The organism is Mycobacterium toneyamaense, assembly GCF_055384815.1.
This window is the reverse complement of the sequence record NZ_AP040333.1, coordinates 541959-565695: the sequence shown is the minus strand read 5'-3', so window position 1 is coordinate 565695 and position 23737 is coordinate 541959. Positions and strand designations below refer to the sequence as shown.

Genomic DNA, 23737 nt, shown 5'->3' with positions numbered 1-23737 from the left:
CTGTTGACGGGCGTCAGGTCAGGGACGGCGCAGGGCTGAGGCGTTGTCGTTGTCGGCCGTCAGCGGCAGGCCGGTGCGGGCCGCCGACGCGAGCATGTGCTCGACGACGTTCTTGCCGAGGGCAGCTTCACCTGGCAGTTCGATCGGGTAGTTGCCGTCGAAGCAGGCCGCGCACAGCCGGGAGGCGGGCTGCTCGGTGGCGGCGATCATGCCCTGCCGGCTGATGTAGCCGAGGGAGTCGGCGCCGATCGCGTGCCGGACCGCCTCGAGCATCTCGTCCTCGCTCGCCTCGGTGCTCTTGGCGTTGGCGATCAGCTCGGCGGGGGTGGCGAAGTCGATGCCGTAGAAGCACGGCCACTTCACCGGCGGCGACGCGATGCGCACGTGCACCTCGACGGCGCCGGCCTCACGCAGCATGCGGACCAGGGCGCGCTGGGTGTTGCCGCGGACGATCGAGTCGTCGACGACGATCAGCCGCTTGCCGCGGATGACTTCCTTCAGCGGGTTGAGCTTGAGCCGGATACCGAGCTGACGGATGGTCTGCGACGGCTGGATGAAGGTGCGCCCGACGTAGGCGTTCTTCATGAGGCCCTGACCGAACGGGATACCCGAGCCCTGCGCGTAGCCGACGGCCGCGGGCACGCCCGATTCGGGCACCCCGATGACCAGGTCGGCGTCGACGGGCTTCTCCTGGGCCAGCCGGCGGCCGATGTCGACGCGCGCGGCGTGGACCGAGCGGCCGGCGATGGTGCTGTCCGGCCGAGCGAGGTAGACGTACTCGAAGACGCAGCTCTTGGGCTCGGGGTTGGCGAACCGGGTGGAGCGCACGCCGTCGGCGTCGATGGCCAGCAGCTCACCGGGCTCGATGTCGCGGACGAACGAGGCGCCGACGATGTCCAGCGCAGCGGTCTCGGAGGCGACGACCCAGCCGCGGTCCAGCCGGCCCAGGGACAGCGGACGGACGCCGTGCGGGTCACGCGCGGCGTACAGGGTGTTCTCGTCCATGAAGGTCAGGCAGAACGCGCCCCGAACCTGCGGCAGCAGTTCCAGCGCCGACTGTTCCAGTGTCGAGTCGGCCGCGCCGTGCGCCAGCAGGGCGCCCAGGATGTCCGAGTCGGTGGTGGCGGCGACATGGCCGCGCGCGTTGATCAGTCCGGCTTCGCGGGCCCGGGCCGCCAGTTCGGCGGTGTTGACCAGGTTGCCGTTGTGGCCGAGCGCGACGCCGGTGCCGGCAGCCGTGTTGCGGAACACCGGCTGGGCGTTCTCCCACGTCGTGGAGCCGGTGGTGGAGTAGCGGCAGTGCCCGACGGCGACGTGGCCGTGCATGGCGGCCAGGGTCTGCTCGTCGAACACCTGACTGACCAGACCGAGGTCCTTGAACACCAGGATTTGCGATCCGTCAGCGACGGCGATGCCTGCCGCTTCCTGCCCTCTGTGCTGCAGCGCATAAAGGCCGTAGTACGTGAGCTTCGCCACGTCCTCGCCAGGGGCCCAGACCCCGAATACGCCGCATTCCTCGCGTGGCTCGTTCTCGGTCTGTTCGGTCACGATAGGGCTGCTCCCGGGGAGGCGGTTGGTGACAGGAATGAGTCTACGGTCCAGCCGGGCGGGAAACGGAATCGAATCTTCTGTCTGTCGGCCGCGTCGCCCACCGGAGGCGCACGCGTCGGGCCTGTTTCGGACTCGGCCCCCGCGCCGCGGACGACTTCCCGCCCGGCCGCACACCGTCTCATCAGCCCACTTCAGTCCGGCTGTTTATATGGGTTTCGTGGCCAGTCAATTATCAGAGAGCCCTGATCCTCCCGTCCTCGACCCCGTCACCGCCGACGCGACCCGGCCATGGTCGAGCGTGACGAAGATCGCATTCAGATTCTGCTTTCTGTACTTCGGCCTGTTCTGTGTGTTGTTCGCGCAGATCACTTTTGCCTTCTTCGGGATCGTGGGCGAGTTCCTGCCGAAGCTCGCCGTGATGTGGCAGATGACCGTGCTGGCCCCGCCGCTGAAGTGGGTCGGCCGCGAGGTCTTCGGCGTCGACGCCGTGCTGCACCAGGACTCGGGCAGTGGCGATCAGACCGTGGTGTGGGTGATGGTGTTCAGCCTGGCGGTCGTCGCAGCCGTCGGGACCGCGGTGTGGACCGTGCTGGACCGGCACCGGCCCGACTAAGCGCGGCTGTCGGCGTGGTTCCTGACGTTCGTGCGCTTGTGCGTCGCCGGGCAGATGCTGTTCTACGGGTTCGCCAAACTGGTGCCCACCCAGATGCCGTCACCCCCGCCGTCCGCGCTGCTGCGGTCCTTCGGCGACTTCAGTCCGGCCTCGGTGCTGTGGCTGCAGGTGGGCAGCTCGCCTCCGTACGAGATGACGCTCGGCGCCGTCGAGGTGCTGGCCGGATTGCTGATGTTCCTGCCCCGCACCGCGACGCTGGGGACGCTGCTCGGGCTGGCCAGCATGGCCCAGGTGTTCCTGTTGAACATGACCTTCGACGTGCCGGTCAAGATCCTGTCCGGCCACCTGCTGCTGATGAGCCTGGTACTGCTCGCCCCGCAGCTGCGCCGGCTGACGGACCTGTTCGTCCTGCAACGCCCGTCGGAGCCGGTGACCCAACCACCGCTGTTCAGCTCGGAGCGCGCCAATCGCAGAGCCGCCACCGCGCAGGCCGTGCTCGGGCTCTGGGTACTGGCCGGATGCATCCTCGCCAGCTGGCAGGCCTGGCACGCCTACGGCGGCGGCAAGGCCAAACCCGAGCTGTACGGCATCTGGGCGGTCCGGGAGTTCAGCGTTGACGGCAAGCCGCTGCCGCCACTGACGACCGATCAAACCCGTTGGCAACGGCTGGTTTTCGAGACCGACGGCGCCCTGACGTATCAGCGCATGAACGGCGAACTGGTCGACGCCCCCGCCACCATCAAGTCCGACACCATCACCGCGACCGGACCCGGCGGCGCGGCACTGGCCGAGCTGAAGGTCTCGCGGCCGGCGGCCCGGCAGCTGCAACTGACCGGCACGCTGCAGGGCCGTCCGGTACAGATCGCCCTCGATCAGGTCGACCTCGATCAATTCACGTTGCGCAACAGGGGCTTTCACTGGGTGCAGGAATACCCGTTCTTCAAGTGAGCGCTACAGCTCGACCAGCGGCAGCCACGGGCCGATCTCCGGTGCCCGCGACCCCGACAGCTCGACGACGCCCGTCGCGTCGTCGAGCGACAACAGCCCAGTGGCCAGTAGCAGCCAGGTGCGCGGGTCCGTCTCCACCACGTTGGGCGGATTGCCGCGGGTATGACTGAGGCCCGAAATGCACTGCACCGCAACGAAAGGCGGCACCCGCACCTCGACGCTGGCGCCGGGCGCGACGGCCGCCAGCGTGCGCGCCGTCAGCCGCACGGCCTCCGCGATCGCGGCGCGCGGCGGCGTTCCGGTCTGCTCGTCGCGCAGCCAGTCGGCGACGAGCAGCACCGCCGCCCGCGTCGCCGCCGGGTCGGGCGCCTTACGCGTCACCATCTCAGGGATTTGTGCACGATTTTCCGCGGTGGGCGCGGATTTTCGTGCACAAATCACTCATGGGAGAACAGGGCGGGCAGCACGCTCTCGGAAGTTGTGCGCAGTTCGTCCAGCGTGACGCTGAACTGACCCTGCACCTCGACCGAGTCGCTGCCCGGGTCCACCACACCGATACGGACGGCCGGCAGTTCGCGGGCCTCGCACATCGCCATGAAGCGGCTCTCCTCGGTGCGCGGCACCGCGACCAGCACCCGGCCGGACGACTCGGAGAACAGCTGCACAAACGGGTCCGCACCTTCCGGAAGCAGTACCCGGCAACCGGTTTCGCCGGCCAGCGCGGCCTCGACGACAGCCTGGATGAGCCCGCCCTCGGACAGGTCGTGCGCGGCCGAGATCAGTCCGTCGCGGGATCCTGCGGTCAGCACCTCGGACAGCAGCTGCTCGCGCCCCAGGTCCACGCGCGGCGGCACGCCACCGAGGTGGTCGGCGGTGACCTGCGCCCAGACCGAGCCGTCGAACTCGTCGTAGGTGTCGCCCAGCAGGATCAGCGTCTCGCCGGGCTCCAGGCCGATGCCGGTCGGGATGCGGCGGTGCACGTCGTCGATGACGCCGAGCACGCCGACCACCGGGGTCGGCAGGATCGCGGTCGAGCCGGTCTGGTTGTAGAAGCTGACGTTGCCGCCGGTGACCGGAATGCCAAGGGCCGCACAGCCGTCCGCGAGGCCGCGGACGGCCTGCGAGAACTGCCACATGACGCCCGGGTCCTCCGGCGAGCCGAAGTTGAGGCAGTTGGTGACGGCCACCGGGGTGGCGCCGGTGACGGCGACGTTGCGGAAGGCCTCGGCCAGTGCCAGCTGCGCGCCGGTGTACGGGTCCAGCTGCGTGTAGCGACCCGACGCGTCGGTCGACACCGCGATGCCGCGGCCGGTGGCCTCGTCGATGCGCAGCACGCCGCCGTCGGCGTGCTCGGCCAGGACGGTGTTGCCGCGGACGTAGCGGTCGTACTGCTCGGTGATGAAGGCGCGGCTGCACAGATGCGGGCTGCCGAGCAGCTGCAGCAGGGTGGCGCGCAGCTCGTCGCCGGTCTTGGGCCGGGGCAGGGTGGCGGAGGGGTCGGCGATCAGCGCGTCCTGGGTGTCGGGGCGCTGGACGGGCCGGTTGTACACCGGGCCCTCGTGGGCGACGGTGCGCGGCGGCACGTCGACGACGGTCTCGCCGTGCCAGTTGATCTTCAGCCGGTCGCCGTCGGTGACCTCACCGATGACGGTGGCAAGCACGTCCCACTTGCGGCAGACGGCCATGAAGGCGTCGACGTTCTCCGGCGTCACGACGGCGCACATGCGCTCCTGCGACTCACTGGAGAGCACCTCGGCCGGGGTCATGTTGGCAGCGCGCAGCGGCACCTTGTCGAGGTCGATGTGCATGCCGCCGTCGCCGGCCGAGGCCAGTTCCGATGTGGCACAGGACAATCCGGCGCCGCCGAGGTCCTGGATGCCGACCACGAGGTGCGCGGCGTACAGCTCGAGGCAGCACTCGATGAGCACCTTTTCGGTGAAGGGGTCGCCCACCTGGACGCTCGGCAGCTTCTTGCGGCCGGCGCCGGACTCGTCGCCGGAGAAGGTGTCCGACGCGAGGACCGAGACGCCGCCGATGCCGTCGAGGCCCGTGCGGGCGCCGAACAGGATGATTTTGTTGCCGGTGCCGGACGCGAAGGCCAGGTGCAGGTCCTCGACACGCAGCGCGCCGACGCAGAGGGCGTTCACCAGCGGGTTACCGGCGTAGGACGGGTCGAAGATGGTCTCGCCGCCGATGTTCGGCAGGCCCAGCGAGTTGCCGTAGCCACCGACGCCGCGGACGACGCCGTCGAGCACGCGGCGGGTGTCGGGCGCGTCGGCCGCGCCGAAGCGCAGCTGGTCCATGACGGCGACCGGGCGGGCGCCCATGGCCATGATGTCGCGGACGATGCCGCCGACACCGGTGGCCGCGCCCTGGTACGGCTCGACGTACGACGGGTGGTTGTGCGATTCGACCTTGAAGGTGACGGCCCAGCCGTCACCGATGTCGACGACGCCGGCGTTCTCGCCGATACCGGCCAGCATGCCGGCGCGCATCTCGTCGGTGGTGGTCTCGCCGAAGTAGCGCAGATGCACCTTGGAGGACTTGTACGAGCAGTGCTCGCTCCACATCACCGAGTACATCGCCAGCTCGGCATCGGTGGGCCGACGGCCGAGGATCTCGCGGATGCGCTGGTACTCGTCATCCTTGAGACCGAGCTCGCGATACGGCTGCGGCTGATCGGGCGTGGTAGTCGCGTTATTGACGGTATCGACCGAGGACGTCACGCAGAGAGTCTACCGTTGCCGAACTGGCCCGCCCGCCACGGCGAACGCCGGCTACTCGTCGCCGGAGATCAGCACCTTGAGCAGCGTCGGACGCCGCAGAATGAGCGCGCCCCAGATCAGCAGGCCGAAGGCCACCGCGAAGACGACCGGGAACCACGCCTCGTGGTGCATGTCGATGGTCACCGCGCCGCCGAGATAGGCCGTCAGCCCGACCGCGCCCAGCACTGCCGTGCGCGGGATCACCCAGGCGATGACACAGGCCAGCAGGACCCAGCCGATGACGTACGTCTGATACGGCGGGAAGCCGAGACCCTCGGTCGCGGTGCGCGCGAACTCCACCCCGAGAATCTTCGGGACGGCATCGGCCAGCAGGAACAGCAGGAGGAAGGCGCTCAGCGCGAGTCCGGCCTTCTGCGGTGTGGTGCGGCCGGCCAGCGCGGCCCGCGATTTCGATGCATTCTTGGCGTCGGCCATGGCGGACTCCGTTTCTCGATCGACGGTTCAACACTAAGTCGACTCGTGCGAGCGCGGGAACTCATCGCGACGGCACTCATAGCGGGCTGATAAGTAGGACCCATCGGGGCCTCATCCCGCGCTCTTAGCGTGGCCGGATGAGACTTCACATCGGACTCAACCGGGGTGCGATCGCGGTGCTGGCCGTGATCGCGACCCTGGTGTGTATCTGTGCCGGCGCCATCGTCGTCGCGTCCAAGGCGTGGCATGCCGCGTCTGAGCCGTTGGTCTCCACCAGCGTGGAACTGGTCGACGAGACCAGTCCCTAGCTCGTCAGGCCGCGCCCGCGATACAGAACGCGTTGCCCTCCGGATCGGCCAGCACCACCCAGCGGGCCACCTCGCCGAAGGCATGGCGTTCGGTTTCCGTCGCACCCGCGGCCTTGAGGCGCTCGAGTTCGGGCTCGATGTCGCCTTCGAGGTGGAAGTCCAGGTGCAGCCGGTTCTTGCCGGGTGTCGGATCGTCGACCTGCTGGAAACCCAGGTTCGGGCCTTCGGCCAGGTTGACGACGAAGAACTCCCCCGGCATCAGGGTGTGCACCTTGCCGCCGAATTGTGCGGCCCACCAGTCGGCGAGCGCCTGCGCGTCGGTGCAGTCGAATGTGACCATCTCCACTTTGAGTGCCATGGCCCGACTGTAGGTCAGGCCGGTGACAGGAACGCCTGCAGCGCGGCGGCGTAGGCCGGCACGTCGAGCGCGCCCATCACCTCGCGCGCCGAGTGCATGGCCAGCTGTGCGGCGCCGACGTCGACGGTCGGGATGCCGGTGCGCGCGGCCGTCATCGGGCCGATCGTCGATCCGCACGGCAGGTCGGCGCGGTGCTCATAGCGCTGCATCGGCACGCCGGCCTGGGCGCACGCGAGCGCGAACGCCGCGGCGGTCCGGCCGTCGGTGGCGTACCGCAGGTTGGGCTGCACCTTGAGCACCGGGCCGGCGTTGACCTGGATGAGGTGGCCCGGCTCGTGTCGCTCGGGGTAGTTCGGGTGGGTGGCGTGCGCCATGTCGCCCGAGGCCACCATGGATCCGGAAAGCCGGCGCAGCAGGTCTTCCCGGGTGCCGCCGGCCGCCAGGACGATGCGCTCGAGCACCGTCGGCAGGAGATCGGACTGCGCGCCGTGGTCGGACGTCGACCCGACCTCTTCGTGGTCGAACAGCGCCAGTACCGGCACGTGCCGGTGGGCGTCGGCGGCCAGGAACGCCTCCAGCCCGGCGTAGCAGGTGCCCTGGTTGTCGAGCCGGGGTGCGCTGATCAGATCGCTGTCGACGCCGATCAGGCGCGACGGCGCGAGGTCGTGCGTCATGAGGTCGGCGGCCAGGACATCGGCACCGTCGACCCCCGCGTGCGCGGCGACGTAACCGAGGAAGTCGCGGGTACCCGTGCCCACGCCCCACACCGCGTTGACGTGCCGCTGCGGGTCGAGGGTGACGCCCTTGCGGTCCTCGGACAGGTGGATGGCCAGCTGCGGCACCCGCAGGATCGGGTCGTCGATCCGGACCAGGACGTCCTCGACGGTGTTGCCGCGCCGCACCGAGAGCCGGCCGCTGATACCGAGATCCCGGTCGAGCCAGGAGTTGAGCCAGGCGCCACCGTACGGCTGGAGCGCCACCACCTGCCAGCCGCTGACGAACCGGTCGGGGTACTGCTTGACCCGCAGGTTGGGGCTGTCGGTGTGGCCGCCGACGATGCGGAACGGGTTGGCCGCGTCGGTCGCTTTCCACGCCACCAGGGAGCCGGCCCGCACCGTGAAGTAGTTGCCCTCGGTGGCGGGCCAGGCGTCGGTCTCGGCGAGCTCGGTGAAGCCGGCGGCGGTCAGCCGCGCGGCCACTGTCTCGCACACATGGAATGGCGAGGGCGACGCGTCGATGAACCCGCAGAGGCCCGCGGCAGTAGCTCCGGTCATGAGGCCATCATCACCCGGAAATCCGTGACGGTTGCCGCTAGGGTCGGATTCGTGTGTCCCGCACGGCCTCAGCCCGTACTCACGACTTTGACGTCTGCCGCGATCTTCCTCATCGCCACCATCGATGAGGGCGCCGAGCCCGAAGTGCACGATGCGCTCACCGGGTTGTCGGGACTTGTTCGGGCAGTCGGATTCCGCACGCCCGCAAGCCGTCTGAGCCTGGTGACCGGCATCAGCTCGGACGCCTGGGATCGCTTGTTCAGCGGACCGCGGCCGGCCGGGCTGCACCCGTTCCCGGAATTGCAGGGTGCGCGTCACCACGCACCGTCGACGCCGGGCGATCTGCTGTTCCACATCCGGGCCAACGCCATGGACGTGTGTTTCGAGCTGGCCAGCCAGATTCTGAAGTCACTCGACGGCGCCGTGACGGTGATCGACGAGGTGCACGGATTCAAGTTCTTCGAGAACCGCGATCTGCTGGGCTTCGTCGACGGCACCGAGAACCCGGATGGTCCGGACGCCGTGGTCGCGGCACTGGTCGGTGACGACGATCCCGAATTCGCCGGTGGCAGTTACGTTCACGTGCAGAAGTACCTGCACGACATGGCGTCGTGGGAGTCGCTCAGCGTCACCGAGCAGGAACGGGTGATCGGCCGCAGCAAGCTCGAGGACATCGAGATGGCCGACGACGTCAAGCCGCCCAACTCGCACCTTGCGCTCAACGTGATCGAAGACGACGACGGCAATCAACTGCAGATCGTGCGGGCCAACATGCCGTTCGGCCGCGTCGGCGCAGGGGAATTCGGCACGTACTACATCGCGTACTCGGCCGACCCGGCCGTCACCGAACGCATGCTGCGCAATATGTTCATCGGCGATCCGCCGGGCAACACCGATCGCATCCTGGATTTCTCCACGGCAGTCACCGGAGTGTTGTTCTTCACTCCCACAGTCGATTTCCTCGATGCGCCGCCGCCCCTGCCCGCCGCAGCACCGGCCGAACCCGAAGCCCAACCCACGTCAACTGGCACCCTGTCCATCGGCAGTCTGAAAGGTCAACCGCAATGAACAACCTGTACCGCGATCTCGCTCCGATCACCGCGGCCGCGTGGGCCCAGATCGAAGAGGAGGCCGCCCGGACGTTCAAGCGGCACATCGCCGGCCGTCGCGTCGTCGACGTGAGCGAGCCGGGTGGACCGAAGACGGCCGCGGTCAGCACCGGCCATCTCGTCGATGTCACGTCGCCGGCCGACGGTGTGGTGGCGCACCTTCGGGAAGCCCGGCCGCTGGTGCGGCTGCGGGTGCCGTTCACGGTGACCCGCACGGCGATCGACGACGTCGAGCGCGGCGCGCAGGACTCCGACTGGGATCCGGTGAAGGAAGCCGCCAAGAAGCTGGCGTTCTCGGAGGACCGGGCGATCTTCGAGGGCTACCCGGCCGCGCAGATCGAGGGCATCCGCGCCGCCAGCTCCAACCCGGCGCTGGCGCTGCCGAGCGACCCGCGGGGCTACCCGGACGTGATCTCGCAGGCGCTGTCCGAGCTGCGTCTGGCCGGTGTGGACGGGCCGTACTCGGTGCTGCTGTCGGCGGAGGCCTACACCAAGGTCAGTGAGACCACCGAGCACGGCTACCCGCTGCTGGAGCACCTCAACCGCCTGGTCGACGGTGAGATCATCTGGGCGCCCGCCATCGACGGCGCGTTCGTATTGTCCACGCGCGGAGGCGATTTCGACCTGCAGCTGGGCACCGACGTGACCATCGGCTACCTGTCCCACGATGCCGAGACGGTTCAGCTGTACCTGCAGGAGACGCTGACGTTCCTGGTGTACACCGCCGAGGCGTCGGTCGCGCTCGACAGCTGACGCATCGGTTGCTCCCCCGCACCACCGCATTGATCCTGTACCCAGGGCGCACTTCTTCGAGTGAGGTGCGCCCTCAGGTCAGGGTCAACAGGTCGGGATGCTCGAATCGAGTTGACCCTGAACCCTGGGCGCAGCTGCGTCGGCCACGCCAACGAGGGTGCGCCTAGCGCGTCTCGCGGGCGATTTTCGCGATCTGTATGCACCCTCGCGGGCAAGCCAGAACGGCGTCAGGCGCTCAGGACCGCGTCGAGTGCCGAGAAGAAGATGCCGAGTCCGTCGTCGGACGGGCCGGTGAGGGCCTCGGTGGCGTGTTCGGGGTGCGGCATCAGGCCGACGACGCGGCCGTTGGCCGAGCTGATCCCGGCGATCGAGCGCATCGAGCCGTTCATGTTGTCGCGGTAGCGGAAGACCACGCGACCTTCGCCTTCGAGCTCGTCGAGCACGCTCTCCGACGCGACGTACCGACCCTCACCCGACTTGAGCGGGATCAGGATGTCGGCGCCGGGTTCATAGCGGCTGCTCCACGCGGTCGACGTCGCGGTCACCTCGAGCCACACGTCGCGGCAGATGAAGTGCAGACCCTCGTTGCGGGTCAGCGCGCCCGGCAGCAGCCCGGCCTCGCACAGCACCTGGAAGCCGTTGCAGATGCCCAGCACGGGCATGCCCTTGCCGGCCGCTTCGACGACCGAGGTCATGACGGGCGCGAACTTGGCGATGGCGCCGCAGCGCAGGTAGTCGCCGTACGAGAAACCGCCGGGGACGATGACGGCGTCGACGCCCTTCAGGTCCGGATCGGCGTGCCAGAGGCTGACGGCCTCGCCGCCGACGGCCCGGACGGCGCGCGCCGCGTCGACATCGTCGAGCGTGCCGGGGAAGGTGATGACACCGACCTTGGTGGTCATGCGTTCTCCCGGTGCACCGAGAAGTCCTCGATGACGGTGTTGGCCAGCAGCGTCTCGGCGACGTGCTCCAGCGTCTCGTCGGACACGGTGTCGTCGACCTCGAGCTCGAAGCGCTTGCCCTGGCGGACGTCGGACACTCCGGTGATCCCGAGGCGCCCCAGCGCTCCCACAATCGCCTGGCCTTGCGGGTCCAGGATTTCGGCCTTGGGCATCACGTGCACAACGACGCGGGCCACGCGCGCTCCTTTGTTCGGGTCGGATTGCTCTGCCGAGGCGAGCGTAGCGACGGGAAGACATCTGTACTCTACCGGCGCCCTTGTGCGCCGCGATGCCCGCACAATGGACTGATGGAGCTGACGCACTTCGGACATTCCTGCCTGTTGGCCCGATTCACCGACGGTGACGCGCAGGCGACGGTCCTGTTCGACCCGGGCAACTTCTCGCACGGGTTCGAGGGCATCACGGGACTGGACGCCATCCTGATCACTCATCAGCACCCCGACCACGCCGATCCGGCCCGGCTGCCGGCCCTGGTCGAGGCGAATCCGCAGGCCAAGCTGTATGCCGACCCCATGACCGCGGCGCAGCTGGGTGGCGCGTGGCAGGCCGTGCACGTCGGCGACACGGTGTCGATCGGTCACCTGACGGTGCGCGGCGCAGGCGGCAAGCATGCGGTGATCCACCCGGAGATTCCGATCATCGACAACATCTCGTACCTGGTCGGTGATGCTGGTCACGCTGCCCGCCTGATGCACCCGGGCGACGCGCTGTTCGTGCCGGACGAGCCGGTCGAGGTGCTGGCCGCACCGGCCGCCGCTCCGTGGATGAAGATCGCCGAGGCCGTCGACTTCCTGCGGGCCGTCGCGCCGCAGCATGCGGTGCCGATCCATCAGGGCGTCGTCGCCGAGCAGGCCAAGGGCATCTACTACGGCCGCCTCGACGAGATGACCGACACCGACTTCCGGGTGCTGACGCCCGAGCAGGAGATGCGGTTCTGAACGCGCGACGGTTCTTGGTGTGGTGGCCGCTTGTCGGGTTCACCGCGATGATCGCGCTGGGCATCGTCGTCCGGTCGGGTGACTCGGCCGTGGATCACTGGTTCATGCAGACGTCGCGCGCACTGCTCGGCGACCACCCGTACTGGATGCTGCTGCTCAACCGCGTCAAGGTGCTGGTACCGCTCTATCTGCTGGCTGTGGGCATCCCGCTGTGGCGACGCGAGTGGCGGCTGGCCACCGTGGCCGCGTTGTGCCCGGTCATCTCGATCATCGGCGCCAAGGTGCTGAAGGTGCTGTTCGGCCGGCCCTGGTACGGCGAGAATCTGGCGTATCCCAGCGGCCACACCACCGTGGCGATCACCGTCGCGGCCATGCTGGTGCTCGGGATCGGGGTGCACGCGTGGAGCGTCACGATCGCGACGATCGGCGCCGCCATCCCGTCTATCGGCATGGCCAGCAACCACTTCCACTACTTCACCGACATCATCGGCGGCGCGCTCTATGCCACGTCGATGGTGTGCCTGGCGGTCCTGGCCGCCGGCCCGCAGGTACTGCATCGTTCCCCGCGCGCCAGGGGCGCCGACCGCGTGCAGTCACCCGCCGGCGGCTAGGTACTCAGCCGACGGCGCGGGCCGCGGCACGTCCGGCGGCGCGGCCGGAGAAGATGCAGCCACCCAGGAAGGTGCCTTCCAGCGCCCGGTAGCCGTGCACACCGCCGCCGCCGAAACCGGCCGCCTCGCCGGCCGCGTACAGTCCGTCGAGCACCGCGCCCTCCGGCGTCAGCACCCGCGAGTCGAGGTCGGTGTGCAAGCCGCCCAAGGACTTTCGGGTCAGGATGTGCAGCTTGACGGCGATCATCGGGCCGGCCTTGGGGTCGGTCAGTTTGTGCGGCCCGGCGATGCGCGCCAGCCGGTCCGGCAGGTACGAGCGTGCGGCCCGGTAGGCCACGGTCTGGCCGTCGCTGGTGAGCTTGCTGGTCATCTCCTTGTCGCGGGCGTTGACCTCGGCCTCGACGGTCGCGTAGTCCAGCGGTTCGACGTCGGGCACCTTGTTCATGGCAGAAACCAAGTCGCGCAATGTGTTCGCCGACACGAAGTCCACGCCCTTGTCGACGAACGCGCGGACCGGGGCCGGGCCACCGCCCCGGCTACGCCCCAGCACTTCCCGCAGGTTCTTGCCGGTGAGGTCGGGATTCTGCTCCTGTCCGGACAGCCCGAATTCCTTGGCGATGATGCTCTGGTCGAGCACGAACCACGTGTAGTCGTAACCGGTTTGGCAGATGTATTCCAGCGTGCCCAGGGTGTCGTAGCCCGGGTACAGCGGGTCGGGCAGCCGCTTGCCGGTGGCGTCCAGCCACAGCGACGACGGCCCGGGCAGGATGCGGATGCCGTGCAGCGGCCAGATCGGGTCGTAGTTGGTGATGCCCTCGGTGTAGTGCCACATCCGGTCGTTGTTGATGACGCTGGCGCCGGCGGCCTGGCTGATGCCGAGCATGCGGCCGTCGACGTGCGCGGGCACACCGGACAGCAGCTGGCCGGGCACCCGGCCCATGCGCTTGGGCCAGTTCTGGCGCACCAGGTCGTGGTTGCCGCCGATGCCACCACTTGCGACGATCACCGACTGCGCGCGGAACTCGAACTCCCCCACGGTGTTACGCGATGACGCCTCACCACGGGCAGTGTTCGACGGTTCCAGCACCGCGCCGCGCACGCCGGCGACGGCGCCTTGATCGACAATCAGTTCGTCGACCCGATGCCGGTGTGCGAAGCGCACTTTGGGGTGCCCGACGACCCGTCGCGCGAAGATGTCGACCAGTGCCGGGCCGGTACCCCAGGTGATGTGGAAGCGCGGCACCGAGTTGCCCGGCCCCTTGCCGTCCCAGCCGCCACGTTCGGCCCAGCCGACCAACGCGAAGGTCTGCAGGCCCCGCTCGCGCAGCCAGCTGCGCTTCTCGCCCGCGGCGAAGTCGACGTAGGCGCGCGCCCACTGCTCGGGCCAGTGGTCCTCGTCGCGGTCGAAACCTGCTGTGCGCAGCCAATCTTCCAGCGCCCGCTCGTAGCTGTCGCGAATACCGACCCGTCGCTGTTCGGCGCTGTCGACGAAGAACAGTCCGCCGAACGACCAGAACGCCTGGCCACCGATGTTGGCCTCGTTCTCCTGGTCGACGATCAGAACTGACCGGCCCCGCTCGAGCAGTTCGGCGGCAGCGACCAGCCCGGCCAGCCCGGCCCCCACCACGATGACGTCAGCGTCCATGGGGCCACGCTAGCGTCCCAGGGGTCAGGCCGCGTCAGTTAGTGCCGGGTCGGGCGTCCACTCGTAGGCCGCGGGGGCGCAACCGTGCATGAGTGAGAGGTCGATGGCGTCGAGCATGGCCTGACGCGGCCCGGTCCGGCGCAGCTGACCGGCGGCCACGGCGAGCCGGACGGTGCCGCCGCGCCGGGCCGTGCGCTCGGCGGCCAGCACCAGGGTGCGACACCACCAGGGTTCGGTGAGGAACCCCTCGCCGATGCCGAAGACCCGCGACCGCAAGGTGGTGGACCGCACCAGGTCGGTGATGCCCGCATCGCCGGCCAACAGCCGGAATCCGTTGCGCGGCAACGCGGTCACGGTGCCCTGCGACGCCGTCCAACCGGGCGCGGCGAACAAGCGGGTGCGCAGGCCGAGGTGTTCGAGCACCCGGTCGGCGCCCATCAGCCGCAGGTTGGCCTCGTGTGCGGGCAGGGCGGCGAATTCGCCGCGACGCTTCTTGCTGGCCGCTTCGTCGAACCCGTGCAGGACAACAGCGGCCCCCGCCGCACGGCGTTTGGTCAACCACTCGACCGTGGGGATGTCACGCTCCAGCCGGTAGCCGCCTTTGAGCCGCGGGGCGACCAGCAGCGACGCCGGAATCTGCCGGGCGTCGAGCTCGGCACAGAAGTCGGCGACGTCACCCAGCGTGCGGTCCCGGATCCCCGAGATCGAGACGATCAATTGGCCAGCCATGTAAGCAGTGTGACAACGTCAGGTGTCCCGTCGGTTGCCGTGACATTGGTGCCGCCTGAACACTGCCCCTTTTCTCTCCCTGCTCTTCAGCGCGAGCGGCCGTGTTTGTACGGCGACACGCCGACCTACGTGTACAAAACGCGGCCACTCAGCAGCCACGAGCGGCACCTTCCTGCACACAAATTGCGGCGCGTCGCCGTACAGACACGGCCGCTCAGCAGTTGTGAGCGGCACCTTCCTGCACGCAAATAGCGGCGTGTTGCCGTACAAACACGGCCGCTCGCGGGAAGTGGGGGGAGGCGGGAAGTGGGGGTGAGAGGCGGGAGGTGGGTGGGGCTGGCCGGAGAGCTAGCCGGAGAAGAGGATGCGGGCGAGGCGTTCGGCGGTGTCGACGGGATCGGGGTCGGTGACCGCGCCGTTGAGGGTCAGCAGCGCGAAACCGTGGACCAGAGACCACGCGGCCAGGGCCGAGCCCTCGGGGTCGTTCTGGGCATTGGGATCAACCAGGGTCGCCACGCCGCCGGTGAGTTCGGCGGCCGCCTCGGCTTCGGCGGCGCGCAGGTCCGGGTCGGATGCGTCGTAGAGCATCTTGTCGAACATGACGGCGTAGTGGCCGGGGTGGTCGAGGGCGAACTGCACGTAAGCCCTTGCCGCATAGGCGAATTCCGGCTCCGCCTCAGCGAGGGCAGCCGCCAGCTGCGTGAAGCCCTCGGTCGCCAGCGCGGTGAACAACCCCCGCCGATCGGTGAAGTGGTGCGCCGGCGCCGCGTGCGATACGCCGGCCGCGCGGGCCAACTCGCGCAGCGAGATGCTGTCGGCGCCACGTTCAGCGACGAGCGTGGCCGCCTGCTCCAGGATGACGGCCTTGAGGTCGCCGTGGTGGTAGCTCTGCCTGGCCATGTCCGCATCCTATCTTGACAGTGTCAAGTTCCAGGATATCCTTCAATCTAGACGTCGACTAGATTACGGAGGCGCAGCCCATGGCCGTTCTTCTCGCTCTCGTGCTGGGCAGCCTGGCCGCACGCGTCGCCGGCTGGCTCGGGGTCGGCTACGTCGACAGCTGGCCGAGCGCCATCGCGGTCGGCTTGGCCCTGATGTTCTTCATGACCGGCGTCGCACATTTCACCCCGGGCATGCGGCGCGACATGATCGCGATCGTCCCGCCGCGGCTGCCGTCGCCGGAACGACTGGTGGCCATCACCGGCGTGCTGGAGCTGCTCGGCGCCGTCGGGCTCCTGTTCCCGCCCACGCGTGTCGCGGCCGCCATCTGCCTGTTCCTGCTGATGCTGGCCATGTTCCCCGCCAACATCTACGCCGCGCAGATGCCCGACACCCCGCCCTCCATGGCGTCGAACCTAGGCGTGCGCTCCGTCCAGGAGGTCATCTACCTGGCCGCTGCCATATTTGTCGCGGTCCGCGGTGGCTAGCACCCAGGCGTACTGGAACGCGGCTTCCTTCCAGCGTTCGTAGCGCCCACTGGTGCCGCCGTGCCCGGCCGCCATCTCGGTCTTGAGCAAGACGGGATGGTTGTCTGTCTTGGTGCTGCGCAGCGCGGCAACCCATTTCGCGGGCTCGACGTAGTACACGCGGGTGTCGTTGAGCGACGTCATCGCCAGAATCGCCGGGTAGTCCTGAGCCGTCACGTTCTCGTACGGCGTGTAGGACTTCATGTAGTCGTAGACGTCCTTGTCCGCCAACGGGTTACCCCACTCGTCCCACTCGGTGACGGTGAGCGGCAGCGACGGATCGAGGATGGTGGTCAGCGCGTCGACGAAGGGCACCTGGGCGAGGATGCCGGCGAACAGGTGCGGCGCCATGTTGGCCACGGCACCCATCAGCAGGCCACCGGCACTGCCACCGAGCGCCACGAGATTCTCCGGCCTGGTGACGCCCGTGGCGATCAGATGCTCTGCGGCACTGATGAAGTCGGTGAAGGTGTTCTTCTTCTCCAGCAGCTTGCCGTGCTCGTACCAGCCACGCCCCAGCTCTCCGCCGCCACGCACGTGCGCGACGACGAACACCACTCCGCGGTCCAGCAGCGACAGCCGGGCGATCGAGAAACGGGGGTCCTCGCAGGACTCGTAGGCGCCGTAGCCGTACAGCAGCGCCGGCGCCGGGGTCGGTGCGCCCACGCGCTGGATGATCGACAGCGGCACCTTCGTGCCATCGGCGGCCACCGCCCAGTCCCGGCGCTCGAGGTAGTCCTCGGGCCGGTAGCCACCGAGAACCGGCTGCTCGCGCAACAGGATTCGTTCACCGGTGGCCAGGTCCAGGTCATAGATCCGCACCGGGATGACGAACGACGTCGCTCCCACCCGCAGCCGCGGCGACGACCAGTTCGGGTTGCCCGACAGGCCGACCGACATCAACTCCGACTCGAACGCGATCTCCTGGGTCTCGCCGTAGTTGCCGTCGGAATCGAAGGGCCACAGCTGGATTCGCGGCAACGCCTCCCGCCGATAGCTCACCACCAACTGGTCGGCGAACGCATCGACACCGTCGAGGCGGACGTCGTCGCGGTGCTCGATGAGCGTGCGGGCACCGTCGAGGCTCGTCAGCGGAGCATCGGACACCGGCACATCGACCAGCGTGAAGTTCTCGGCACCGTCGTTGTGCAGGATCAGGAACCGATCCTCGCCGCCGACCACCGCGTGCTCGACCGAATATTCGACGGAGTCCTTGCGCGGCAACACCACTTTGAATTCGGCCTTGGCGTCGCCCGCGTCGGCGTAACGCACCTCGGAGGTGACGGCACTGCCGGCGGCGATGAAGATGTACTTGTCACTGCGGGTGCGGCCCACGCCCACCCAGAACCGCTCGTCGGACTCGTGGTGCACCTTCTCACCGGGCAGCCCGGAGCCCAGTCGATGCCGCCAGACGGTGTCCGGCCGCCAGGCGTCGTCGACCGTGACGTAGTAGAGCGTCCGGTTGTCGGCCGCCCAGGTGCCGCCGGCGCCGATGCCGGTGATCCGGTCGTCGTACAGCTCGCCGGTGCGTAAGTCCTTGAACTTCAACGTGTATCGCTCGTCGCCCACGGTGTCGACGGAGTAGGCGAGGATGTTGGCGTCGACGCTGACGGTGGCCGCGCCGAGCGAGAAGAAGTCGTGGCCCTCGGCCTCGACGTTCTCGTCCAGCAGCACCTGCTCGCCGGGGACCTCGGTGTGCTCATCGAGCTGCGGCGGGGTCCAGTCGTCGGGATCGCTGATGGGACACCGGCAGTGCACGCTGTACTGCTTGCCCTCGAAGCTGCGGGCGTAGTACCACCAGTCGCCGCGCCGGGTCGGCACCGACAGATCGGTCTCTTTGGTGCGGGCCTTGATCTCGTCGAAGATCTTCTGCCGCAACGGTTCCAGCGGCGCGGTGATCTCCTCGGTGTAGGCGTTCTCCGCGTTCAGGAGCGCGATCACCTCGGGATCGTTCTTGTCCCGCATCCACTCGTACGGGTCGATGAACACGTCGCCGTGGTGTTCGCGGCGGTGCTCGACCTTCTTGGCGATCGGCGGGTTGCTCATGCGCCGATCCAATCGGCGAACCGGCGACCCGAAATCCGTTCGTACGCCTCGATGTATCGCGCCCGGGTGGCCTCGACGATGTCGTCGGGCAGCGGCGGCGGCGGGGTGTCGCCGGCGCGGTCCCAGCCGGAGTCTGGGCCCGTCAGCCAGTTCCGGACGAACTGCTTGTCGAAGCTGGGCTGCACCACGCCCTCGGCGTAGCCGTCCACCGGCCAGTACCGTGACGAGTCCGGAGTGAGCACCTCGTCGGCCAGCACCAGCCCACCGTCGGCGTCGACCCCGAACTCGAACTTGGTGTCCGCCAGGATAATTCCCTTGGTCAGCGCGTGCGCGGCGGCGGCGCTGTAGACCTTGAGGGTCTCGTCGCGCAGCTGCTCGGCCCGCTCGGCGCCGACCAGCTTCACGACGGCGTCGAACGCGATGTTCTCGTCGTGCGCACCGATCTCGGCCTTGGTCGCCGGCGTGAACAGCGGCTCACCGAACCGGCTGGCCTCCGTCAGGCCCTCCGGCAGCGCGATGCCGCACACCTGGCCCGTCTTGCGGTAGTCGATGAGCCCCGAACCGGTCAGGTATCCGCGCGCCACGCACTCGACCGGCATCATTTCCAGGCTGCGCACCACCAGGGCACGGCCCAGTACCTCGGCGGGGATGCGCTCGTCGTCGGCCGGGCCGGCGAGGTGGTTGGCGGTGCCCAGCTGCTCGGCCAGGTAGTCGAAGAAGAAGACGCTCATGGCGGTGAGCACGCGGCCCTTGTCCGGGATCTCGCTGTCGAGTACATAGTCGAAAGCGGAAATCCGGTCCGATGCGACGAACAGCAGGTGGTCGTCGTCGATGCGGTACAGGTCGCGAACCTTGCCGCTGGTGAGATGGCGGTAGTCGGACAAAGCTGGGCGCATCGGACCACCCTATCTGTTGGGATGGTTGGCATGAGTTCGCGCTACGTGCCCTACGCCCGCACGCCGGGCCGGCTGCTCGCCCAGTTGACCAGCGATGTCGTCGCGCTGGTGTGGTTCGCCATCTGGATCTCGGTCGGCGTCGCGGTGCACAGCGCCATCGCCACCATCGCCGACGTCGGGCGCCAGGTGCACGACGGCGCCGACGGCGTCGCCGACAGCCTGGCCTCCGCCGGCCACAACGCCGACGGCATTCCTCTGATCGGAAAGGCCTTCGGCGGTCCATTGCGCTCGGCCGGCCACGCCGCGGTCGACATCGCGGGCGCCGGTGACAGCCTGAACAGCACCGCCAGCTGGCTGGCCTGGGTGCTCGCGCTGGCGGTGGCGCTGCCGCCGATCCTCGCCGTCGCGATGCCGTGGCTGGTGCTGCGGATCAGGTTCTTCCGCCGGAAGTGGACGGCCGTGACGCTGGCGTCGACCGACGCCGGCGAACAGCTGCTGGCGCTGCGGGCGCTGGCCAACCGGCCGCTGGCAAAGCTGACCGAGGTTTCCGACGACCCGGTGACCGCCTGGCGCACCCACGACACCATCGCGATCCGGAAGCTGGCGGCACTGGAGTTGCGGTCGGCCGGTCTCCGGCCCGCCCGGCCCACGTCGTCCTAACGGATGACACCGACCGTTCGTGGGCGTTTGCTCTTGCATTGCCGCTGAGTCGTTGCTTCACTGGTAAGCCGTCGGCACTATATTCCAGGGCTTCTCTGGCTGATCGCTCCAGCAGCGCGGGCATCGCCAGACCGCGAATTCCTGCGCTGCCGATCGCTGCGCCGATGCAGCTCCAGCAACCGGGCAAATCATCAATTTCGGCGCCCCACCCATCCAACTGAAACCTGGCAACGAATACCAGGTGTCGTGCCCGTGAACGAGGAATTGTCAATACCTGTGGATCGGCTTGTTTCAGGCGACCTCCGTTCCAGTTGATTCGGTCGGTGCCGAGTCCGCCGACGGGGTGATGTCGGTGGGTCGCTCGAGCAGTTTGCCTTTGTGGAAGATCGCGCCGGCCCGGACCAGAGCGACCAGGTGCGGTGCGTTGACGGCTCGCCAGCGGGCTTGCGCGGCGTCGATCAGCTTGTAAGCCATGGCCATTCCGGCGACGCGTGAACCCGGCCCCTTGGTCACCTTGGTCCTCAAACGTACCGTGGCAAACGTTGATTCGATCGGGTTGGTAGTGCGCAGATGGACCCAGTGCTCGGCCGGGTACTTATAGAACTCCAGCAGCACATCGGCGTCATCGACGATCTTGGCGACCGCCTTGGGGTACTTGGCGCCGTAGTCCACCTCGAACGCCTTGATCGCCACCTGCGCGTGGTCGATATCCTCGGCGTTGTAGATCTCCCGCATCGCCGCGATCGCCCCCGGATGAGCCGACTTTGGCAGGCAGGCAAGAACATTGGCCTGCTTGTGAAACCAGCACCGCTGCTCGCCGGTGGCCGGGAACACCTCACGCACGGCCTTCCAGAACCCCAGGGCCCCATCGCCGACGGCCAGCACCGGTGCGGTCATCCCGCGACGTCGGCACGACCGCAACAGATCAGCCCACGACTCGGCCGACTCCCGGTACCCGTCGGTGAGCGCGACCAGCTCCTTGCGGCCGTCAGCGCGCACACCGATCATCACCAGCAAACAGAGCTTCTCCTGCTCCAGGCGCACCTTGAGATGGATGCCGTCGACCCACAGGTAGACGTAGTCGGTGCCCGACAGATCACGGGCCTCGAAGGCCTTGGCCTCGTCCTGCCACTGCGTGGTGAGTCGGGTGATCGTCGTGGCCGACAAGCCGGCACCCGAGCCCAGGAACTGCTCCAACGCCGGACCGAAATCACTGGTCGACAAGCCATGCAGATACAGCAACGGCAACACCTCGGTCATCTGCGGCGACTTGCGCACCCACGCCGGCAGGATCGCCGAGGAAAACCGTTGCCGCTCACCAGTGTCCGGGTCAACACGTTTGTCATTGACCCGCGGCGCGGTCACACTCACCGCGCCCGCCGCGGTGAGCACCTCGCGCTCGCGGTGATAGCCATTGCGCACCACCAGCCGGTGCCCGTTCTCATCAAGCTCACCGGCATGAGCCTCGATGTAGGCGGCGACCTCAGCCCGCAACGCTGCGGCCAGCATCTGGCGGGCACCGTCGCGGACAATCTCATCGAGCAACGACCGCGACGAGCCAGCATCCTCGTTGGATGAATCCGCATCGTGAACTACCGTGAGCATGGGCGTACCTTCCCGAACCAGCGCGCCAACGCCGGCTCTTGATCAGACCTTCGACATTCAGATCATCCTCGGGAAGGTGCGCCCTTTCCTACGCCGCCTCGCCGAGGCTCATCCACAGGTTCTGATCATTGCTCACGTGAACCGTGCGGACACCACACACGTGTACAGGGCAACCGCATCTCCCTGCGCGCCGTCGATGTCGCCGGCTGCGCAGGTGTGCGCGCGATCAGCATTCTCAGGCCGCCGGCCTGGAGAGGAAGCCATGGCAGAAAAACTCAAACCGCATTTTGCGGACGTCCAGGCGCATTACGACCTGTCAGATGATTTCTTCAGACTGTTTCTGGATCCGAGCCAGACGTACAGCTGTGCCTATTTCGAGCGCGACGACATGACGCTCGAACAAGCCCAATTGGCGAAGATCGACTTGGCGCTGGGCAAGCTGGGCCTCGAGCCCGGTATGACACTGCTCGACATCGGCTGTGGTTGGGGCGCGACGATGCGTCGAGCAATCGAGAAATACGACGTCGACGTCGTCGGGCTGACGCTCTCGAAAAACCAAGCCGCACATGTTGATCAGCTGCTCGACGGCCTGGACACCACGCGCTCACGGAAGGTCCTGCTGGAAGGCTGGGAGCAGTACGACGAACCAGTCGACCGCATCGTATCGATCGGCGCCTTCGAGCATTTCGGCCACGACCGCTACCCGGCGTTCTTCCGGATGGCCTACGACGCGCTCCCGCCCGACGGCGTCATGCTGCTGCACACCATCTGCGGCATCAATCCGGGGCAGGCCGCCGAACTCGGTGTACCACTGACTTTCGAGCTGGCGAGGTTCATCAAGTTCATCATCACCGAGATCTTCCCGGGCGGCCGGCTGCCGTCCATCCAGATGGTCTGTGACCAGGCCGGCGCGGCCGGTTTCCGGGTGACGCGGGTGCAATCACTGCAGCCGCACTATGCGCGGACCCTCGACTTCTGGGCCGAGGCGCTGGAAGCGCATCGCGATGAGGCCATCGCGATCCAGTCGGTGGAGGTATACGACCGGTACATGAAATATCTGACGGGCTGCGCGGACATGTTCCGACGCCGCCAGGTCGACATCAACCAATTCACTCTGGAGAAGTAGGCCCCGGTTCATGGCATCTGGTTCCCACAACGACCTACGACCCCATTTCGAAGAAGTACAAGCCCACTACGACCTGTCAGACGATTTCTTCGCCCTCTTCCAAGACCCCTCCCGTACCTACAGCTGCGCCTATTTCGAACCGCCGACGCTCACCCTCGAGGAAGCGCAGCTCGCCAAGATCGATCTCAACCTCGACAAGCTCGACCTGAAACCCGGAATGACGTTGTTGGACATCGGGTGTGGCTGGGGCGCCACCGCCAAACGTGCAGTCGAAAAGTACGACGTCAACGTCATCGGATTGACTCTCTCGAAGAACCAGAGAGCGTTCACACAACAACTACTGGATGGTATCGACACCGACCGGACCCGCCGGGTACTGCTCCATGGCTGGGAAGAGTTCGACGAGCCCGTCGATCGGATCGTGTCCATCGAAGCCTTCGAACACTTCGGTTTCGAACGCTATCCGGATTTCTTCAAGAAATGTTTCGACATTCTTCCCGCCGACGGCCGGATGACGATTCAGAGCAGCGTCGGCTATCACCCGTACCAGCTGAACGCAGACGGCAAGAAGGTGACGTTCGAGACCGCGCGGTTCATCAAGTTCATCGTCACCGAGATCTTCCCGGGCGGCCGGATTCCGACGACAGACATGATGGTCGAGCACGGCGAACGGGCCGGTTTCGTCGTCCCCGAAGCCATATCCTTACGGCCGCACTACATCCGGACGCTCAAGACGTGGGGTGACGCACTCGAGGCCAACCACGAGAAGGCGGTGGAAATCCAATCCGAGGAGGTCTACCAGCGCTTCATGAAGTATCTGCGCGGCTGCGAACGCTACTTCACCGAAGGCCTGCTCGACGTCACCCTGGCCAGCTATCACAAGCGCGCGGCCTAGGTATGCGTGCGATCGGCCCGCCCGGGCCGATCGCACGCTGTCAC

The 23737-nt window shown here is 67.7% G+C and carries 23 protein-coding genes and 1 pseudogene; 10 read left to right on the top strand and 14 right to left on the bottom strand.

All coding sequences use genetic code 11. The features are described from left to right. Positions 1-18: 18 nt before the first annotated feature. Positions 19-1551 (bottom strand): amidophosphoribosyltransferase, encoded by a 1533-nt coding sequence (gene purF, locus ACZ5IQ_RS02600; RefSeq protein ID WP_464481409.1) that lies wholly within the window; start codon positions 1549-1551, stop codon positions 19-21. Positions 1552-1759: 208 nt separating this feature from the next. Between purF and ACZ5IQ_RS02595 the strand changes: the two are divergent. Continuing rightward, positions 1760-3112 (top strand): annotated as a pseudogene (locus tag ACZ5IQ_RS02595) (DoxX family protein). A 3-nt stretch (positions 3113-3115) separates the two neighbouring features. Here the strand turns inward: ACZ5IQ_RS02595 and ACZ5IQ_RS02590 are convergent. From ACZ5IQ_RS02590 to ACZ5IQ_RS02580, 3 genes are read right to left on the bottom strand one after another with little or no spacing between them, the layout of a single operon-like run. After that, a complete protein-coding gene (locus tag ACZ5IQ_RS02590) occupies positions 3116-3496 on the bottom strand; it encodes a sterol carrier family protein (protein WP_406784444.1) in 381 nt (126 codons plus the stop codon). Between the two features lie 53 nt (positions 3497-3549). Next, a complete protein-coding gene (gene purL / locus ACZ5IQ_RS02585) occupies positions 3550-5838 on the bottom strand; it encodes a phosphoribosylformylglycinamidine synthase subunit PurL (protein ID WP_464480750.1) in 2289 nt (762 codons plus the stop codon). A 51-nt stretch (positions 5839-5889) separates the two neighbouring features. After that, the gene (locus ACZ5IQ_RS02580; protein WP_133428307.1) at positions 5890-6312 is read right to left on the bottom strand and encodes a DoxX family protein; all 423 of its coding nucleotides are present in this window, start codon (positions 6310-6312) and stop codon (positions 5890-5892) included. Positions 6313-6449: 137 nt separating this feature from the next. On the opposite strand from ACZ5IQ_RS02580, the gene ACZ5IQ_RS02575 reads away from it, so the two are divergent. After that, positions 6450-6620, top strand: a complete 171-nt coding sequence (locus ACZ5IQ_RS02575; RefSeq protein WP_464480749.1) for a hypothetical protein — start codon at positions 6450-6452, stop codon at positions 6618-6620. Between the two features lie 4 nt (positions 6621-6624). On the opposite strand, the gene ACZ5IQ_RS02570 is transcribed toward ACZ5IQ_RS02575, so the two are convergent. Beyond that, entirely contained in the window at positions 6625-6978 is a 354-nt protein-coding gene (locus ACZ5IQ_RS02570) for a VOC family protein (RefSeq protein WP_133428308.1), read from the bottom strand. A 14-nt stretch (positions 6979-6992) separates the two neighbouring features. Further along, positions 6993-8252, bottom strand: coding sequence for a M18 family aminopeptidase (locus tag ACZ5IQ_RS02565; RefSeq protein WP_318987081.1), 1260 nt, complete (start codon positions 8250-8252; stop codon positions 6993-6995). Between the two features lie 51 nt (positions 8253-8303). On the opposite strand from ACZ5IQ_RS02565, the gene ACZ5IQ_RS02560 reads away from it, so the two are divergent. Further along, positions 8304-9320, top strand: coding sequence for a Dyp-type peroxidase (locus tag ACZ5IQ_RS02560; protein ID WP_464480748.1), 1017 nt, complete (start codon positions 8304-8306; stop codon positions 9318-9320). After that, a complete protein-coding gene (locus ACZ5IQ_RS02555; protein WP_464480747.1) occupies positions 9317-10114 on the top strand; it encodes a family 1 encapsulin nanocompartment shell protein in 798 nt (265 codons plus the stop codon). Before ACZ5IQ_RS02560 ends, ACZ5IQ_RS02555 begins: the two co-directional genes overlap by 4 nt. Positions 10115-10341: 227 nt before the next feature. Here the strand turns inward: ACZ5IQ_RS02555 and purQ are convergent, their stop codons facing one another. Both purQ and purS read right to left on the bottom strand, forming a co-directional pair. Next, positions 10342-11016 (bottom strand): phosphoribosylformylglycinamidine synthase subunit PurQ, encoded by a 675-nt coding sequence (gene purQ, locus ACZ5IQ_RS02550; RefSeq protein ID WP_064985390.1) that lies wholly within the window; start codon positions 11014-11016, stop codon positions 10342-10344. Beyond that, positions 11013-11252: a phosphoribosylformylglycinamidine synthase subunit PurS gene (gene purS, locus ACZ5IQ_RS02545; RefSeq protein WP_020098778.1), complete on the bottom strand. Its 240-nt coding sequence runs from the start codon at positions 11250-11252 to the stop codon at positions 11013-11015. Before purS ends, purQ begins: the two co-directional genes overlap by 4 nt. A gap of 111 nt (positions 11253-11363) precedes the next feature. On the opposite strand from purS, the gene ACZ5IQ_RS02540 reads away from it, so the two are divergent. Both ACZ5IQ_RS02540 and ACZ5IQ_RS02535 read left to right on the top strand, forming a co-directional pair. After that, positions 11364-12014, top strand: coding sequence for an MBL fold metallo-hydrolase (locus ACZ5IQ_RS02540; protein ID WP_212813480.1), 651 nt, complete (start codon positions 11364-11366; stop codon positions 12012-12014). 17 nt (positions 12015-12031) lie between these two features. After that, positions 12032-12625 carry a phosphatase PAP2 family protein gene (locus tag ACZ5IQ_RS02535; protein WP_212813482.1) on the top strand — a complete coding sequence of 198 codons (594 nt, stop codon included), beginning with the start codon at positions 12032-12034 and terminating at the stop codon, positions 12623-12625. A gap of 4 nt (positions 12626-12629) precedes the next feature. Here ACZ5IQ_RS02535 and ACZ5IQ_RS02530 read toward each other — a convergent pair whose 3' ends face one another. The 3 genes from ACZ5IQ_RS02530 to ACZ5IQ_RS02520 form a co-directional block, all read right to left on the bottom strand. After that, the gene (locus ACZ5IQ_RS02530) at positions 12630-14270 is read right to left on the bottom strand and encodes an FAD-binding dehydrogenase (RefSeq protein ID WP_212813484.1); all 1641 of its coding nucleotides are present in this window, start codon (positions 14268-14270) and stop codon (positions 12630-12632) included. Positions 14271-14294: 24 nt separating this feature from the next. Continuing rightward, positions 14295-14999, bottom strand: coding sequence for a DUF2334 domain-containing protein (locus ACZ5IQ_RS02525; protein ID WP_212813486.1), 705 nt, complete (start codon positions 14997-14999; stop codon positions 14295-14297). A 348-nt stretch (positions 15000-15347) separates the two neighbouring features. Continuing rightward, positions 15348-15899, bottom strand: a complete 552-nt coding sequence (locus tag ACZ5IQ_RS02520) for a TetR/AcrR family transcriptional regulator (RefSeq protein WP_464480746.1) — start codon at positions 15897-15899, stop codon at positions 15348-15350. A gap of 80 nt (positions 15900-15979) precedes the next feature. Between ACZ5IQ_RS02520 and ACZ5IQ_RS02515 the strand changes: the two genes are divergently transcribed. Beyond that, on the top strand, positions 15980-16426 hold the full coding sequence (locus ACZ5IQ_RS02515) for a DoxX family protein (RefSeq protein WP_212813490.1): 447 nt from the start codon (positions 15980-15982) through the stop codon (positions 16424-16426). Here ACZ5IQ_RS02515 and ACZ5IQ_RS02510 read toward each other — a convergent pair. Continuing rightward, a complete protein-coding gene (locus tag ACZ5IQ_RS02510; protein ID WP_464480745.1) occupies positions 16355-18511 on the bottom strand; it encodes a S9 family peptidase in 2157 nt (718 codons plus the stop codon). The two genes, ACZ5IQ_RS02515 and ACZ5IQ_RS02510, sit on opposite strands and share 72 nt — an antisense overlap. Beyond that, positions 18508-19407 (bottom strand): phosphoribosylaminoimidazolesuccinocarboxamide synthase, encoded by a 900-nt coding sequence (locus ACZ5IQ_RS02505; protein WP_406775106.1) that lies wholly within the window; start codon positions 19405-19407, stop codon positions 18508-18510. Before ACZ5IQ_RS02505 ends, ACZ5IQ_RS02510 begins: the two co-directional genes overlap by 4 nt. A gap of 30 nt (positions 19408-19437) precedes the next feature. Here ACZ5IQ_RS02505 and ACZ5IQ_RS02500 point away from each other — a divergent pair, with 30 nt between their 5' ends. Continuing rightward, positions 19438-20067, top strand: a complete 630-nt coding sequence (locus ACZ5IQ_RS02500) for a hypothetical protein (RefSeq protein ID WP_464480744.1) — start codon at positions 19438-19440, stop codon at positions 20065-20067. 291 nt (positions 20068-20358) lie between these two features. On the opposite strand, the gene ACZ5IQ_RS02495 is transcribed toward ACZ5IQ_RS02500, so the two are convergent. Further along, positions 20359-21672 (bottom strand): IS256 family transposase, encoded by a 1314-nt coding sequence (locus tag ACZ5IQ_RS02495; protein ID WP_052536990.1) that lies wholly within the window; start codon positions 21670-21672, stop codon positions 20359-20361. 262 nt (positions 21673-21934) lie between these two features. Between ACZ5IQ_RS02495 and ACZ5IQ_RS02490 the strand changes: the two genes are divergently transcribed. Together ACZ5IQ_RS02490 and ACZ5IQ_RS02485 are read left to right on the top strand one after the other, a co-directional pair. Continuing rightward, positions 21935-22798, top strand: a complete 864-nt coding sequence (locus tag ACZ5IQ_RS02490) for a cyclopropane mycolic acid synthase family methyltransferase (RefSeq protein ID WP_464481408.1) — start codon at positions 21935-21937, stop codon at positions 22796-22798. A gap of 10 nt (positions 22799-22808) precedes the next feature. Continuing rightward, positions 22809-23693: a cyclopropane mycolic acid synthase family methyltransferase gene (locus ACZ5IQ_RS02485; protein WP_464480743.1), complete on the top strand. Its 885-nt coding sequence runs from the start codon at positions 22809-22811 to the stop codon at positions 23691-23693. The last annotated feature ends 44 nt before the right edge of the window (positions 23694-23737 follow it).